Source organism: Actinomadura sp. J1-007 (assembly GCF_009793335.1).
In the GTDB taxonomy this organism is placed as follows: domain Bacteria; phylum Actinomycetota; class Actinomycetes; order Streptosporangiales; family Streptosporangiaceae; genus Spirillospora; species Spirillospora yumaensis.
On sequence record NZ_WING01000001.1, the window covers coordinates 720,458 to 734,122 of the forward strand.

The following is a 13,665-nucleotide window of genomic DNA, read 5'->3' on the forward strand; positions in this document are numbered from 1 at the left end:
CGGTCCGCCCCGCGAGGCCGGGCCCACCGCCCCCGCTGATCGGACTGAGTCCATGCTCGACACCGCTCCCGCGGTGCGGAGACCCCCGGGCCGGAGACCCTCCGGCCCGGGGCGGTCCCGCCGCCGCCCCCGGATGGGGCCGTACCTGCTGATCGCGCCGACCGTGATCGTCATCGCCCTGCTGATGTTCTGGCCGATGATCCAGATCGGGATCATGTCGTTCCAGAAGGTCGGCAACCGCCAGCTCCGCGGCGAGCCGGCCGAACAGGTCGGCTCCGAGAACTTCGACACGATCCTCAACGACCCGTTCTTCTGGCAGACCCTGCGGCACACCGTGCTGTTCGCGGTCGTCGCCGTGACGCTCACGCTCGCCATCGGCACGCTCATCGGCCTGCTGCTCAACAAGCTCGGCGGCAAGATGGCGGGCTTCGTCTCCGGCGGCGTGATGGTCGCCTGGGCGACGCCGCCGGTCACGGCCGCCATCATCTTCACCTGGCTGTTCGGGACGACCGGCGGCCTGGTCAACTGGTCCCTGGACCTGCTGCCCGACTGGCTCGTCGGCGGCGGCTGGGACGACTACAACTGGTTCGCCAAGCCGCTGTCGACCTACACCGTCCTCACCGTCTGCGTGGTCTGGCAGGCGTGCCCGTTCGTCGCGGTGTCCGTCCTCGCGGGGCTGAAGAGCGTGCCCGGCGAGCTGTACGAGGCGGCGCGGGTGGACGGCTCGGGCCCCTGGCGGACGTTCTGGCGGATCACCTTCCCGATCCTCAAGCCGATCTTCCTGGTGCTGGTGGTCATGTCGATCATCTGGGACTTCAAGGTCTTCACCCAGCTGTTCATCATGACCGGCCTCGCCAACCGCGACTCGTTCAACCTCTCGCTGTACGCCTACTCCGAGGCGTTCGGCTCGCTCAATCCGAAGCTCGGCATGGGCTCGGCGATCGCGCTGGTGCTCACGCTGATCCTGCTGATCGTCACCGCCCTGTACGTGCGGGTCATGGTGCGCCAGGGGGAGACCCGATGAGATCCAAGAGGCTCCGCAAGATCGCGCTGAACGGGACCGGGATCCTGGTCTTCCTGTTCGCGGTGTTCCCGGTGTTCTGGATGGCGTCCACGGCGTTCAAGCCCAACACCGAGATCTTCAGCACGACGCCGAAGCCGCTGCCGTCGCACCCGACGCTCGCGCACTTCGACCTGGTGCTGAACGGCGGCATCGCCGAGGTGTCGTTCTGGACCTACTTCCGCAACAGCGCCCTCATGGCCCTCGCCACCGTCGTGGTGTCGGGGCTGCTGGCGCTGATGGGGGCCACGGCGGTCGCCCGGTTCCGCTTCCGGTTCCGGACCACCTTCCTGATCATGCTGCTGATCGTCCAGATGGTGCCGCTGGAGGCCCTGGTCATCCCGCTGTTCCTGGACCTGAAGCGGCTCGACCTGCTCAACAGCCTGCCCGGCCTGACGCTCGTCTACATCGGGTTCGCGGTGCCGTTCGCGATCTGGATGCTGCGCGGCTTCGTCGCCGCCGTGCCGAAGGAGCTGGAGGAGGCCGCCGCCATCGACGGCGCGGGCCCGATCCGGACGTTCTTCACGGTGCTGCTTCCGCTGGTCGCACCGGGCCTGGTCGCCACGAGCATCTTCTCGTTCATCACCGCGTGGAACGAGTTCATCTTCGCCTTCACGTTCCTGGACGACCAGCAAAAGTCAACTCTGCCGATGATGCTGCAGTTCTTCTTCGGCCGCAGCGGCAACGCTTGGGGGCCCATCATGGCGGCGTCAACGCTGCTGACCATTCCCGTCATCGCCTTCTTCCTCCTCGTCCAGCGCCGCATGGTGTCGGGCCTGACCGCAGGGGCGGTGAAGGGGTGAAGGACGACGAGATCCCGCGCCTGGCACGGGGCACCCTGCTGCCCGCGTTCTCCGGGTCGAACGTTCCGCGCTGGCTGCGTGACGAGCTGGAACAGGGGCTCGGCGGCGTCACGCTGTTCGCGCTGAACGGCAACGTGCCGAGCCAGGAGGCGCTCGCCGCGCTCACCGCGGAGATGCGCAAGTCCGGCGACCCGTTCGTCACCATCGACGAGGAGGGCGGCGACGTCACCCGGCTCGGCGGCCACCTGACCGCGAGCCCGTACCCGGGGAACGCGGCGCTCGGCGCGGCGGACGACCCCGCCCTCACCCGGCGCGTCTACCGCTCGCTCGGCGCGGAGCTGACCGAGGCCGGGGTGAACCTCAACTTCGCGCCGTCGGTGGACGTCAACACCGCCGACGACAACCCGGTGATCGGCACCCGCTCGTTCGGCTCCGACCCGGAGCTGGTCGCGCGGCACGCCGCCGCGGCCGTGGCCGGGACGCAGGAGGCGGGCGTCGCGGCCTGCGCCAAGCACTTCCCCGGGCACGGCTCCACCGTCGACGACTCCCACCTCGGCATCCCCCTCGTCGACGCCGACCTGGACCTGCTGGACCGGCGCGACCTGGTCCCGTTCCGGGCGGCGATCGAGGCCGGCACGCGCGCGGTGATGACCGGGCACCTCAACCTGCCCGGGATCACCCGCGGCGTGCCGGCCACCCTCTCCCCCGCCGCGATCACCGGGCTGCTCCGCGAGCGGCTCGGGTACGGCGGGGTGGTCGTCACCGACGCGCTCGACATGCGGGGCGCGTCCGGCGCGATCGGCATCCCCGAGGCGTCCGTGCGGGCGCTGATCGCGGGCGCGGACCTGCTCTGCCTCGGCCCGCGCGAGCACGCCGACACGGTCACCGCCACCCTGGCGGCGATCGTCGCGGCCGTCCGCGAGGGGCGCCTGCCCCGCGAGCGCCTCGCGGACGCCGCCGCGCGCACGGCCGCGCTCAAGCAGTGGCTGTCGGGCGACACGACGGCGTCGGTGGACCGGGCCGCCGGCCTGGAGGCGGCGCGGCGCGCCGTCCGCGTCTCGGGCACGCTCCCCGGCTGGAACGGCACGCCGCCGCTCGTCGTCGAGCTGGAGTCCGTCGGCAACATCGCCGTGGGCCCGACCCCCTGGGGGCTCGGGCCGTGGGCCCCCGATTCCGTACGCGCGGAAGGGCTCGCCGAGGAGTCGGGGAGTCTGCTGGAACGTGCCACGGGCCGCGGGCTCGTCATCGTGCTCCGCGACGCGCACCGGCACGCGGGCCAGCGGGCGCTCACCGGCGCCCTCCTGACGGCCCGTCCCGACGCGGTCGTGGTCGAGATGGGCCTGCCCGTCTGGCGTCCGGGCGGCGCCGCCCAGCTCGCCACGTACGGCGCGGCGCACGCCAACGCCCAGGCCGCCGCCGAGCTCCTCGGCCTGGCCCCCGCACCCGCCTAGGGGAACGGCGCCCGAGGAGCCCCCGAACCCGCCCCTGCCCGGACCGGTCGACCACGGTCCCGGCAGGGGCGGCCTCATACGGGCATCGCCTGAGGCCGCTCCGAGGCGCTCAGCCGCCGCGGGCCGGGCCTTCGCGGCAGGGGCCAAAGCCCGACCAGTCTGATCGGCAAGGGATACTAGGGTCCATGCGATTGTCCGCCCGGGTCGACTACGCGCTGCGTGCCGCCGCGGAGCTGGCGGTGGCCGGGAGTCATCCGGTGACCGCGGTCCAGCTCGCCGAGGCCCAGCAGATCCCGCCCAAGTTCCTGGAGAACATCCTCGGCCAGCTCCGGCGCTCCGGGCTCGTCCGCAGCCAGCGCGGCCCCGAGGGGGGGTACTGGCTCGCCAAGCCCGGCGAGAAGATCACGATGGCCGACATCATCCGCGCGATCGACGGCCCGCTGCTCGGCGTGCGCGGGGAACGCCCCGAGCACGTCGGCTACCAGGGTCCCGCCCGTTCGCTCCAGGAGGTCTGGATCGCCCTGCGCGCGAGCGAGCGCGCCATCCTCGAACAGGTCACCCTCGCGCACATCGCGGCGGGCGAGCTGCCCGAGCCGGTGCGCAAGCTCACCGAGGATCCGGCCGCCTGGGAGAGCCCGTCCCTCATCTGACCGCGGCGGGGTGAGCTCGTGCCGGAAGGCGACGCGGTCTGGCTCGCGGCCCGGCGGCTGCACGAGGCGCTCGCCGGGCGCGCGCTGACGCGCGCCGACTTCCGCGTCCCCCGGTTCGCCGCGGCCGACCTGCGCGGGCGCGTGGTGCTGGAGGCCGTCGCCCGCGGCAAGCACCTGCTGGTACGGGTCGAGGGCGGGCTGACCGTCCACACGCACCTGCTGATGGAGGGGCGCTGGCAGGTGCGCAGGGCCGGCCCCCGCCGCGCGACCACCGGGTGCGGCTCGTCCTCGGCAACGACGAGTGGCTCGCCGTCGGCTACTCGCTCGGCCTGGTCGAGCTGCTGCGCACCGCCGAGGAGGACGGCGCGGTCGGGCATCTCGGCCCCGACCTCCTCGACTCCCGGTGGGGTCCGGCGCTCGCCGCCGAGGCCGTGCGGCGGCTCGGCGAACGCCCCGAGCGGGCGATCGGCGAGGCGCTCCTCGACCAGAGCAGGCTGGCGGGCATCGGCAACGTCTACAAGGCCGAGGTCCTGTTCCTGCGCGGCGTCAACGCGTGGACGGCCGTGCGGGACGTCGCGGACCTCCCGGCCATGGTCGACCTCGCGCACCGGCTGCTGGACGCCAACAGGGAGCGCCACGGCCACATCACCACCGGCGACCTGCGGCGCGGGCACGAGCACTGGGTGTACGGCCGCGCCGGGCGGCCCTGCCGCCGCTGCGGCACGCGGATCCTGCGGGCCGACCAGGCGTCCGACGTGGGGCCGCGCGTCACGTTCTGGTGCCCGCGCTGCCAGCCCGGCTGACCCCGCTCCGCGCCCGCCCGCTCAGCCGTCCGGGACGACGACCACCCGGCCGCGCAGCCCGCCCTCGCCGAGCCTGGCGTACGCCTCCTCGACGCGTTCGAGCGGGAAGACCTCGACCTCGTTGCGGATCGCGCCGCGTTCGGCGAGGGCCACCACCTCCTGGACGTCCGCGATCGTCGATCCCTGGAAGGTGAACACCTCTCCGTCGCGCGGCAGCCCGCCGAACCAGGGGCCGGGGAACGTCCCGCCCGACGCGCCGACGAGCCCGTACGCGCCGCCCGGCCGCAGGGACGCGAGGCCCGCGCGGATCGTGCCGTCCGCGCCGACGAAGTCCAGGACGGCGTCGGCGCCGCGCCCGCCGTCCGACAGCGCCTTGATCTCGCCCGGCGTCGCGCCGGTGGCGCCCGCCAGCGCCTCGTGGGCGCCGAGCTCGCGGGCGAGGCCGAGGCGGGCGGGATCGGCGTCCACGGCGACGACGCGGGCGGACGTGAGCGCCCGCAGGAACTGCACGGCGAACGTCCCCAGCCCGCCCGCGCCGATCACGACCGCGAGGCCGCCGGGGACGACGCGCGGCAGCGCCCGCCGCACGGCGTGGTAGGCGGTGGCGCCGGCGTCGGTGAGCGGCCCGGCCGTCCGCGGGTCCAGGGTGCGCAGCGGGACCAGGTCGCGGACGCCTCCGGCGAGCACGTACTCGGCGAGCCCGCCGTCGCGCCCGTACCCGCGCCCCGCGAGGCCGTCGGGGCAGGACGAGTCGAGGCCGCGCACGCAGTACCAGCACCCGCCGCAGGACGACGGCGACACCAGGGCCACCGCGTCGCCGGGCGCGACCCCGGTGGCGCCCGCGCCGAGCGCCGCGACGCGTCCGGCGGTCTCGTGCCCGAGGGTGAACGGCGCGCGCCAGCCGATCGCCTCGCCGACCTCGCGCGGGAGGTCCATCATCGTGAGGTCCGAGTGGCACAGGCCGCATCCCGCGACCCGCACGAGGACCTGCCCCGGGCCGGGCTCGGGCACCGGGACGTCCACCAGCGCCGGAGGCCGCCGCCACTCCACGATCCGAAACGCGCGCATCCGCCCGCACCCTCCCGGCGCGGAGCCCCGCCGCACCGCCCGACCGACCGACACCCACCCGACTGAGCCGCGACCACCGTACGCCGGACCCCCGCGCCGCACGCGGCGGGGCCGGGCGGCACGGGGCCCGCGCGCGGCAGACCGAGAGCCCGCGCGCGGCGGGCCGCTGGTCAGGCGGTGCGGGCGGCGGCCGGGGCGGGGCCGGTGAGGGCGGTCATCAGGTCGGCCAGCTCGGCGAACGCGCCCGGCGCGACCGAGTAGCAGATCTGCGTGCCCCGCCGCAGGGTGGTGACCAGGCCCGCCTCGCGCAGCACCTTGAGGTGCTGGCTGATCGTCGGCTGGCTCACGCCGAACGCCTCGGTGAAGTCGCACGCGCAGATCTCGGGCTCCACGGCCAGGCGGCGGACGATGCCGAGCCGTACGGGATGGCCGAGGGCGCGGAGCATCCCCACCTGGCGGTCATCGCTTTCGATCATGTTGACACCCTATCGTTGCCGGTCTATATAGTCGAAACACTAAATAGTGTTTCCCCTATATAGGAGGGCCGATGCCCGACCCCGGCGAGGAACCGTCCCCCGGCGAAGAGCCGGACCCCGGCGCGGACGAGGCGCGCGAGACCCTGCTGGCGCCGCCGCACCGGGCGCTGACGCTCGGCCTCACGCTCTCGGTCACCCTGGTGGCGTTCCTGTGGCTGGGCGTCACCACCGTCCTGCCGAAGATCGCCGACGAGCTGGACGGGCTGTCGCTGTTCGGCTGGGCGTTCACCGGGTTCATGCTGGCCAACATGGTCGGCACCGTGATCACCGGCCGGCTCGCCGACCGGACCGGGGCGGTGCGGCCGTACCTGATCGCGTTCGCGGTGTTCGTCGCGGGCTGCGCGGCCGCGGCGGCCGCGCCCACCTGGCACGTCCTGCTGGTCGCGCGCGCCGCGCAGGGCTTCGGCGTCGGCGGCGTCCTCACGCTCGTCTACCTCGGCGTCGGCCGCGCCTACCCGGAGCGGCTGCGCTCGAAGATGCTCGCGCTCGTCGCGTCCTGCTGGACGCTCCCGGCGCTGGTCGGGCCGGTCATCCTCGGCAGGCTCGCGGACGCCGCGGGGTGGCGGGCGGTGTTCGTGGTGTTCGTCCCGCTCGTGCCGGTGGCCGCGGCGCTCACGCTGCCCGGCCTGCGCCGGCTCGGCCCGACCAACGACGCGGGCCCGAGCAACCTGTGGGCGACCGTCGCCCTGGCGGTCGGCGCCGGGGCGATCATGGCGGGCCTCAGCGACCACGACCCGTTCGTCCTCGTGCCGCTGGTGGCGGCGGGCACGGCGATCACGGTTCCGGTGCTGCGCCGCCTGCTCCCGGCCGGGACGCTGCGCCTGCGCCGGGGCCTGCCGAGCGCCGTCGCGGTGCGCGGGCTGGTGAGCGTCGGCTACTACGGCAGCGAGGCGTTCTTCCCCCTCGCGATGACGACGGTGTGGGGGCTGTCGAGCACCGGCGCCGGCCTCGCCCTCGCGGTCGGCGCCGTCACCTGGGTCGCCGGGGCGTGGCTCCAGGCCCGGGTGGACGAGCGCGGCGGCGACCGCGGCCGGCGGCTGCGCGTGGTCGCCGGGTTCGGCCTGCTCGTCGCCGGCCTCGGCGTGCTCGTCGCGGCCGTCGCCCTGCACGACGCGCTCCCGGTCGCGGTCGCCGCCGCCGGGTGGGGCGTCGGCGGGCTCGGCATGGGCCTGGTCTACCCGTCGGTGACCACGCTCGCGCTCGGCCAGGCCCGCGCGGGCGAGGAGGGCGCCACCAGCGCGAGCCTCCAGCTCTCCGAGACGCTCTCGGTGGCGGTGATGACGGGTCTCGGCGGCGCGGTCGTCGCGCTCGGCGTGTCGGCGGGCTGGGAGGAGGCGACGTCGTTCGCGGTCGTCTTCGCGATGACCGCCGCGGCGTCGCTGTTCGGCATCGGCGCCGGGACGCGCACCCTGGCGCGGCCGTCCGAGGCCGCCGTCCGCGCCGCCTGAACGCCCACCGGACGGCGCGGCGGCTACGCGGGCGCGGCGATGGCGGCCCGTTCGGCGCGGCGGGCGACGGCGCCGAGGATCTCCAGGCGGATGAACCCGGCGCCGCCCGCCCTGATCAGCAGCCAGTACGGCGCGAAGACCCGGCGGGCGAACGCGTCGGTGCCCCGCACGCGCGTCTCGAACACCAGCAGGGCGCCGTCGCCGTCCGGCTCGACGCGCAGCCCGAGCGCCGCCTTCGCCCAGCCCGGCGCGTCGAACGAGGCGAACTGGTCCGGGTCGCCGGGCGCGACCGGCGCGGTCTGCGGCGACATCCGCCAGAACTTCGCGATCTTGCCCTTGACCAGCTCGGACCCCTCTCGCACGAGCAGGGTCGGGGTCGGGAACGCGTCGATCAGCGGCCCGTCCAGCCGGGTCCGGCCCGCCGAGCGCAGCCGCATGAGCGTGCGGGCGACCGGCAGCTCCTCGGCGGTCAGCTCCATGACGGCGCGCCAGACCTCGTCGGGCGCGGCCGAGATCCTGCGGGTGTAGCGGGAACGGAAGTCGTAGTCGGGCAGTACGCGGTCGAGCTCCATCGGGTCACTCCTCAACTCCGAGCGCGGCGGCGACCGCGGCGGCCAGCCGTGCGGGCAGGTCCGGCGGCGGCACGTCGCCGCCGCCGAGGAACAGGTAGGCGAAGACCGGGCCGAGCAGCAGGGCGTGCACGAACGCGGGGTCCGCGCCCGCCGCCTCGCCCCGGCGCTCGGCGCGGTCGAGGATCTCGCCGAGGACGGCGCGCTCGGAGTCGACGAACCCCGACGCGAACCGTCCGGCGAGCGCGGGGTCCGCGGCCACGTCGGCCAGCAGCCCGGGAACGGCCGGCCGCGCGTGCGGCGCGGACAGCAGCGCGACGATGCGCTCCCCCAGCGCGGCGAGGTCGCCGCGCAGCGTGCCGGTGTCGGCGGGCGGCGCGATGCCGGGGCCGTGCACGGCGGTCTCGAAGACCATCTCGGCCTTGGAGCGCCAGCGCCGGTAGATCCCGGCCTTGCCGACGCCCGCCCGCGCGGCGACCTTCTCGATGCTGAGGGCCTGGTAGCCGATCTCGTCCAGCAGGTCCCGGACGGCGGCGGCCACGGCCCCGTCCACGCGCTCCGACCGCGGTCGTCCCCGGTTCATGGTCCGACCATAAACGATACGAGCCGTTCCGTAAAGTAAAGACGGTCGGCGCCCGCCCGTACCCCCGTGCGTCCGGGCGGGTCGCCGCCTGACCGGGTCGCCGGATCCTGCGCCCGTACGGCGATTCTCGGAGCGGGCGCGCACCCAAGTCAATTCTCGGGTTTTCTTGGAAAGACCCAAGGGTGAGTCTTGAGGTAGGTTCGGCGCCATGACCCTCGACGACCTGCGGGTGTTCGTGGCCGTCTGCGAGGCGGGCAACCTGAGCGCCGTCGCCCGGGACCTCGCGTGCAGCCAGCCGGCCGTCAGCCAGCACGTCAAGCGGCTGGAACGCGAGACGGGCCTCGCCCTGCTCGAACGCCTCCCGCGCGGCGTCGCCCCCACGCCCGCGGGCCGCATCCTCTACCGGGCCGCGGCCGAGGGCATCGCCGGGCTCGGCACGGCCCTGCGCCGCCTGGACGACCTGCGCGAGGGCGCGGGCGGGACGGTCCGCGTCGCGACGGGCGCCACGACCGTCCGGCACTTCATGGCGCGCGGCGTCGCGGCGTTCCGCGAACGGCACCCCGAGGTCACCCTCCAGTTCGAGACCGCGGCGTCGAGCGGCCGGTGCCTGGAGGCCGTCAAGGCGCACGGGGCCGATCTCGCCTGGGTCACCGTCGGCCCCCGCTTCGACGGCGTCGAGCAGCGGCCGTCCTGCGAGCTGCCCTGGGTCCTCGCCGTGCGGACCGACGACCCGCTCTCGCACCGCGCCTCGATCACGCTCGGCGACCTCGCCGGCCTGCGCTACATCGAGCTGCCCCCGCACTCCACCTCGCGGCTCCACCTGGAACGCCACCTCGACCAGCACGGCGTGCGGCTCACGTCCACGACCGGCGTCGCCGACTGGGACACCGCGCTGCTGCTCGCCGAGCTGGGTCTCGGGCACGCGATCCTGCCCGCGCTGCCCGGCTGGGCGTACGGGCCCGGCGGCGTGGTCAGCCTCGTCCCGATCCCCGACCTGCCGCCGCTCACCGCGGGCTGGGCGGCGCGGCAGTGGGACGCGCTGAGCCCGCTGGCGCAGGAGTTCGCCGACACGGTCGTCCGGCATCTCGCCACGTGAGCGAGCCCCCGGCCGGGGGCGGGCGGACACGGGGACGGCCCGCATGTGACCATCGGCTGATGCGGATCGTGACATGGAACCTCTGGTGGCGGTTCGGGCCGTGGGAGGAGCGGAGCAAGGCGGTCCTCACCGTGCTGCGCGAGCTGCGGCCCGACGTCGTCGGGTTGCAGGAGGTCTGGGGGAACGGCGACGACAACTTCGCGGCCCGCGCCGCCGCGGAGCTCGGCCTGCACTGGACGTGGGCGCCGTTCGAGGGCGGCACCGGGCGCTGGCGGCAGCGGGCGGACGAGACCGGCTACGGCGTGGGCGTCGCGGTGCTGAGCCGCTGGCCCGTCGCCGCCCGCGCGGTCGCGCCGCTCCCGCCCGGCGTCAACGACGACGGGCGCGTGGCGCTGCACGCCCTCCTGGACGCGCCCGAACGCCCCGTCGCGTTCTTCACCACGCACCTCGAACCCGTCCCGTCGCTGTCGGCCGTACGGTGCGAGCAGGTGCGGGCGCTCGGCGCGTTCGTGGCGGCGCACCGGGACGCGACGGACTTCCCGCCAGTCGTGACCGGCGACCACAACGCCTGGCCCGACTCCGACGAGATGCGCATGCTGGGCGGTTACAAGGCGCCGCCGTCGGCGCCGGGGCTGACGCTGATCGACGCGTGGGAGTTCGCGGAGCCCGGCGCGCGCCCGTACACCTGGGACGCTCAGAACCCGTTCGCCACGCCGCGCGGGGACCCGAGCGCCCGCATCGACTACGTCCACGTGGGGCAGCCGGGCCCCGGCGGGCTCGGCCGCGTCCTGTCAGTCGCCCGCGCGGGGACGGCCCCGGTCGGCGGCGTGTGGCCGTCCGACCACGCGGCCGTGGTCGCCGACCTGGCCGAGCACGCCGACCGTCCGAGCCCGGGACGCCCGCGCCTCTGACCAACGACCGGCACCGCTTCGCCCGCCCGGCCGACCGACCGTCCGTCCGCGAACGCCTCGGAAGGGGCGCGGCGACCCGGCTCGGAGGCGCTCAGCACCGCGGAGTGAGATTTGCGTGCCGTCCGGACAGGCGGCCCTGCCGTGACACGCGGACGGCCCCGGCGCGCCGTGTGGCGTCCGGGGCCGTTCCCGCGTCGGTCAGCTCTGGGCCTGGAACATCCAGTGCTGCTTCTCCAGCTCGGCCGTGATGCCGATGAGCAGGTCCTGGCTGACCTGGTCCGGCTCGTCGGTGGCCGCGATCCGCTCCCGGAACCGTCCGATGATCTGCGCGAGCGCGTCGACCACGGAGGCGACCGCCTTGTCGTCGGCGATGTAGCCGGCGTCGAGCTGCGGCAGCTCGGTGCGGTCGGCCACCGTGCGCGCCCGTCCGTCCGGGTTGACGCCGATCGCGATGGCGCGCTCGGCGACGTCGTCCATGCCCTGCCGGGCGAGGTCGACGATCTCGTCGAGGTGCTCGTGCACGACCTTGAAGTTGCGGCCGGTGAGGTTCCAGTGGGCCTGCTTGGCCAGCAGGGAGAGATCGATCAGATCGACGAGGGCCCCCTGGAGCGCTTCGCCCGTCGTCTTCTGGGCGGACTCGGTGAGCGGGCTCTTGACCGTCGCCATTGTCGGACTCCTTCCGCGTCATTCCGGTATGACCGTTACAACCTGGAAGGGTCCCCTCGTATGCCGGGCTCACTCGTGAGAACGCGCACACCCGCGGCCCGTTTAGGTCAAGTGAGCGTCAGCGGCGCGCCACGCGGGCGCGCCGGGCCGCGTCGCGACCCCGCGCGGCGCTCTCGCGCCGCCGGCCGGACCGGCCCGCCGCAGGCCGCGTCAGGCGGCGACCATGTCGGCGCGGAACTCCCCGGTGATCTCCTCGGGAGTCTCCGGGATGCTCTCGGCCGAGATGCGCTCGTGCTCGGGCGGCGCGCCCGCCATGACGGGCTCGTGCTGGAGCTCGGCGAGCGCCAGCGAATCGGCGACCTCGCGCAGTACGTGCGACAGCGGCACTCCCAGAGCCTTGCAGATCGAGGCGAGCAACTCCGAAGACGCCTCTTTCTGCCCCCGCTCCACCTCGGAGAGATACCCGAGGGAAACCCGTGCCGCCGCGGACACCTCACGGAGGGTGCGTCCCTGGCGCAGCCGCAGCTGCCGCAGTACGTCACCGAGCAGGCTGCGAAGCAGGACCATCGTCTCGCTCCCTCCCTCAGTTCGGACCATCTGCCGGTTCCACCGTACCCGGCGGAACGGCGGCCGTGGCAGACCGTTGATTTCGTGTTCGCTCGGAACGTAACGCTGTAATCAGCCCCGTTCTTCCCGATCCTCCCGAGCATCCCGCGCCACGTCCTCCGGCGCAACCCCGGCCAGAACGCGTCTCAGCAGCTCAAGGGCGTGCACGACCGTCATCCTGCGGATCACCGCCCGGATCTCCATGCCCGTTCCCGGCACGGGGAGTCGCGGGGCGGTCACGAGCCGCTCGCTTCCAGGTCCGGCCAACCCGACGTAGACCGTTCCGACCGGACGGCCGTCCTGGGGGTCCGGACCGGCCACGCCGGTCACCGCGAGGCCGTACCCGGCGCCCAGCCGGTCCCTGACGCCCTCGGCCATCTGCCGGGCCACCTCGGGGTGGACGGCGCCGTGCTCGTCCAGCAGGCCCGCGTCCACGCCGAGCATCCGGTGCTTCATGGACGTCGCGTACGTCACGGCGCCCCCCGCGAAGGTGTCGGACGATCCGGGCACGGAGGTCAGCTCCGCGCCGATCAGGCCGCCGGTGAGGGACTCGGCGACCGCGACCGTCGCGCCCCGCTCGCCCAGCAGCCGGTGCACGACCGAGGCGAGGCTCTCGTCGCCGGTCCCGTACACCGCGTCGCCGAGCAGCGCCCTGACCCGTCCCTCGGCCTCGGCGAGGCGCTCCTGCGCCGCGCCGCCGGCCGCGGTGATCCGGACCTTCACCTCCGCCGGGTCGGGCAGGTAGGCCAGCCGGATCCCGGGCATCGCCTCCACCTCGGCCAGCCGGGCCGCGATCACCGACTCCCAGAGCCCGGCGGTACGGACCGTGCGGCGCGCGACGGCGAGCGGCCCCGCGCCGGCGGCGAGCTCCGGCAGCACCACCTCGTCCATGATCGTCCGCATCTCGGACGGGACGCCGGGCAGCGCGTACACCACGCCCCCGCCGAGCTCGACGCGCAGCCCCGGGGCCGAGCCCGCCGAGTTGCGGAGCAGCGCCGCGCCCTCCGGGACGTCGGCCATGCGCAGCGCCATCGGCTGGAGGTCCCGGCCCGCCTTGGCGACCCGTTCGCGCAGCCGGGCCTCCAGGGCGGGGTCGCGGACGAGCGCGACGCCCGCCGCCTTGGCGAGCGCGTCGCGGGTGACGTCGTCGTAGGTGGGGCCGAGCCCGCCGGTCGTGAGCACCGCGTCGGCGCGGCCGAGCGCCTCCTCGACCGCCGCGACGATCACGTCCGGTTCGTCGCCCACGACGACGCTGCGCGTCACCTCGACGCCGCGCTCGGCCAGCCGCCGCCCCATCCAGGCCGCGTTCCCGTTGATCGTGTCGCCGAGCAGCAGCTCGTCCCCGACCGTCAGCAGTTCGACCCGCACACCGCCCCCTCGCCCATCGAGATCATGCCGTCCCCGAATCTACTCCC

At 74.7% G+C, this 13,665-nt stretch carries 15 protein-coding genes and 1 pseudogene; 9 read left to right on the top strand and 7 right to left on the bottom strand.

Translation table 11 applies throughout. From position 1 onward, the window contains the following. The first annotated feature begins 52 nt into the window (after positions 1–52). The 6 genes and pseudogenes from GEV43_RS03240 to GEV43_RS49295 all read left to right on the top strand — a co-directional run bounded on the left by GEV43_RS03240 (position 53) and on the right by GEV43_RS49295 (position 4,767). The gene (locus GEV43_RS03240; protein WP_160819413.1) at positions 53–1,024 is read left to right on the top strand and encodes a carbohydrate ABC transporter permease; all 972 of its coding nucleotides are present in this window, start codon (positions 53–55) and stop codon (positions 1,022–1,024) included. Then, positions 1,021–1,863, top strand: coding sequence for a carbohydrate ABC transporter permease (locus GEV43_RS03245; RefSeq protein ID WP_160819414.1), 843 nt, complete (start codon positions 1,021–1,023; stop codon positions 1,861–1,863). The genes GEV43_RS03240 and GEV43_RS03245 overlap by 4 nt, the downstream gene beginning before the upstream one ends. Then, positions 1,860–3,314, top strand: coding sequence for a glycoside hydrolase family 3 protein (locus GEV43_RS03250; protein ID WP_160819415.1), 1,455 nt, complete (start codon positions 1,860–1,862; stop codon positions 3,312–3,314). The genes GEV43_RS03245 and GEV43_RS03250 overlap by 4 nt, the downstream gene beginning before the upstream one ends. 185 nt (positions 3,315–3,499) lie before the next feature. Continuing rightward, positions 3,500–3,964 (top strand): Rrf2 family transcriptional regulator, encoded by a 465-nt coding sequence (locus GEV43_RS03255; protein ID WP_160819416.1) that lies wholly within the window; start codon positions 3,500–3,502, stop codon positions 3,962–3,964. 18 nt (positions 3,965–3,982) lie between these two features. Continuing rightward, positions 3,983–4,159 (top strand): annotated as a pseudogene (locus tag GEV43_RS49290) (DNA glycosylase); the annotation flags it as partial. A gap of 80 nt (positions 4,160–4,239) precedes the next feature. Continuing rightward, a complete protein-coding gene (locus tag GEV43_RS49295; protein WP_309239425.1) occupies positions 4,240–4,767 on the top strand; it encodes a zinc finger domain-containing protein in 528 nt (175 codons plus the stop codon). Between the two features lie 21 nt (positions 4,768–4,788). Here the strand turns inward: GEV43_RS49295 and GEV43_RS03265 are convergent, their stop codons facing one another. Together GEV43_RS03265 and GEV43_RS03270 are read right to left on the bottom strand one after the other, a co-directional pair. Next, positions 4,789–5,835 carry an alcohol dehydrogenase catalytic domain-containing protein gene (locus GEV43_RS03265; protein WP_160819417.1) on the bottom strand — a complete coding sequence of 349 codons (1,047 nt, stop codon included), beginning with the start codon at positions 5,833–5,835 and terminating at the stop codon, positions 4,789–4,791. Between the two features lie 170 nt (positions 5,836–6,005). Continuing rightward, on the bottom strand, positions 6,006–6,311 hold the full coding sequence (locus tag GEV43_RS03270) for a helix-turn-helix transcriptional regulator (protein ID WP_160819418.1): 306 nt from the start codon (positions 6,309–6,311) through the stop codon (positions 6,006–6,008). A 71-nt stretch (positions 6,312–6,382) separates the two neighbouring features. Between GEV43_RS03270 and GEV43_RS03275 the strand changes: the two genes are divergently transcribed. Next, complete coding sequence (locus tag GEV43_RS03275; protein ID WP_160819419.1) at positions 6,383–7,819, top strand: MFS transporter; 1,437 nt, start codon at positions 6,383–6,385, stop codon at positions 7,817–7,819. Between the two features lie 23 nt (positions 7,820–7,842). Here GEV43_RS03275 and GEV43_RS03280 read toward each other — a convergent pair whose 3' ends face one another. Next, complete coding sequence (locus tag GEV43_RS03280; RefSeq protein ID WP_160819420.1) at positions 7,843–8,391, bottom strand: DUF2867 domain-containing protein; 549 nt, start codon at positions 8,389–8,391, stop codon at positions 7,843–7,845. A gap of 4 nt (positions 8,392–8,395) precedes the next feature. Further along, positions 8,396–8,971 (bottom strand): TetR/AcrR family transcriptional regulator, encoded by a 576-nt coding sequence (locus GEV43_RS03285; RefSeq protein ID WP_160819421.1) that lies wholly within the window; start codon positions 8,969–8,971, stop codon positions 8,396–8,398. A gap of 208 nt (positions 8,972–9,179) precedes the next feature. Between GEV43_RS03285 and GEV43_RS03290 the strand changes: the two genes are divergently transcribed. Continuing rightward, positions 9,180–10,067 carry a LysR family transcriptional regulator gene (locus GEV43_RS03290; RefSeq protein ID WP_160819422.1) on the top strand — a complete coding sequence of 296 codons (888 nt, stop codon included), beginning with the start codon at positions 9,180–9,182 and terminating at the stop codon, positions 10,065–10,067. A gap of 59 nt (positions 10,068–10,126) precedes the next feature. Continuing rightward, the gene (locus tag GEV43_RS03295; protein ID WP_160819423.1) at positions 10,127–10,978 is read left to right on the top strand and encodes an endonuclease/exonuclease/phosphatase family protein; all 852 of its coding nucleotides are present in this window, start codon (positions 10,127–10,129) and stop codon (positions 10,976–10,978) included. A gap of 198 nt (positions 10,979–11,176) precedes the next feature. On the opposite strand, the gene GEV43_RS03300 is transcribed toward GEV43_RS03295, so the two are convergent. The 3 genes from GEV43_RS03300 to GEV43_RS03310 form a co-directional block, all read right to left on the bottom strand. Next, entirely contained in the window at positions 11,177–11,644 is a 468-nt protein-coding gene (locus GEV43_RS03300) for a Dps family protein (protein ID WP_160819424.1), read from the bottom strand. 210 nt (positions 11,645–11,854) lie between these two features. Then, positions 11,855–12,211, bottom strand: coding sequence for a helix-turn-helix domain-containing protein (locus tag GEV43_RS03305; RefSeq protein ID WP_160819425.1), 357 nt, complete (start codon positions 12,209–12,211; stop codon positions 11,855–11,857). Between the two features lie 111 nt (positions 12,212–12,322). Then, the gene (locus GEV43_RS03310; protein ID WP_160819426.1) at positions 12,323–13,618 is read right to left on the bottom strand and encodes a CinA family nicotinamide mononucleotide deamidase-related protein; all 1,296 of its coding nucleotides are present in this window, start codon (positions 13,616–13,618) and stop codon (positions 12,323–12,325) included. Positions 13,619–13,665: the final 47 nt, after the last annotated feature.

What these genes read in the sequence shown, in the direction of transcription:
- GEV43_RS03240 (WP_160819413.1), top strand. Translation starts at nt 53, where the DNA reads ATGCTCGACACCGCTCCCGCGGTGCGGAGACCCCCGGGCCGGAGACCC.
- GEV43_RS03245 (WP_160819414.1), top strand. Translation starts at nt 1,021, where the DNA reads ATGAGATCCAAGAGGCTCCGCAAGATCGCGCTGAACGGGACCGGGATC.
- GEV43_RS03255 (WP_160819416.1), top strand. Translation starts at nt 3,500, where the DNA reads ATGCGATTGTCCGCCCGGGTCGACTACGCGCTGCGTGCCGCCGCGGAG.
- GEV43_RS03265 (WP_160819417.1), bottom strand. Translation starts at nt 5,835, where the DNA reads ATGCGCGCGTTTCGGATCGTGGAGTGGCGGCGGCCTCCGGCGCTGGTG.
- GEV43_RS03270 (WP_160819418.1), bottom strand. Translation starts at nt 6,311, where the DNA reads ATGATCGAAAGCGATGACCGCCAGGTGGGGATGCTCCGCGCCCTCGGC.
- GEV43_RS03275 (WP_160819419.1), top strand. Translation starts at nt 6,383, where the DNA reads ATGCCCGACCCCGGCGAGGAACCGTCCCCCGGCGAAGAGCCGGACCCC.
- GEV43_RS03280 (WP_160819420.1), bottom strand. Translation starts at nt 8,391, where the DNA reads ATGGAGCTCGACCGCGTACTGCCCGACTACGACTTCCGTTCCCGCTAC.
- GEV43_RS03285 (WP_160819421.1), bottom strand. Translation starts at nt 8,971, where the DNA reads ATGAACCGGGGACGACCGCGGTCGGAGCGCGTGGACGGGGCCGTGGCC.
- GEV43_RS03290 (WP_160819422.1), top strand. Translation starts at nt 9,180, where the DNA reads ATGACCCTCGACGACCTGCGGGTGTTCGTGGCCGTCTGCGAGGCGGGC.
- GEV43_RS03295 (WP_160819423.1), top strand. Translation starts at nt 10,127, where the DNA reads ATGCGGATCGTGACATGGAACCTCTGGTGGCGGTTCGGGCCGTGGGAG.
- GEV43_RS03300 (WP_160819424.1), bottom strand. Translation starts at nt 11,644, where the DNA reads ATGGCGACGGTCAAGAGCCCGCTCACCGAGTCCGCCCAGAAGACGACG.
- GEV43_RS03305 (WP_160819425.1), bottom strand. Translation starts at nt 12,211, where the DNA reads ATGGTCCTGCTTCGCAGCCTGCTCGGTGACGTACTGCGGCAGCTGCGG.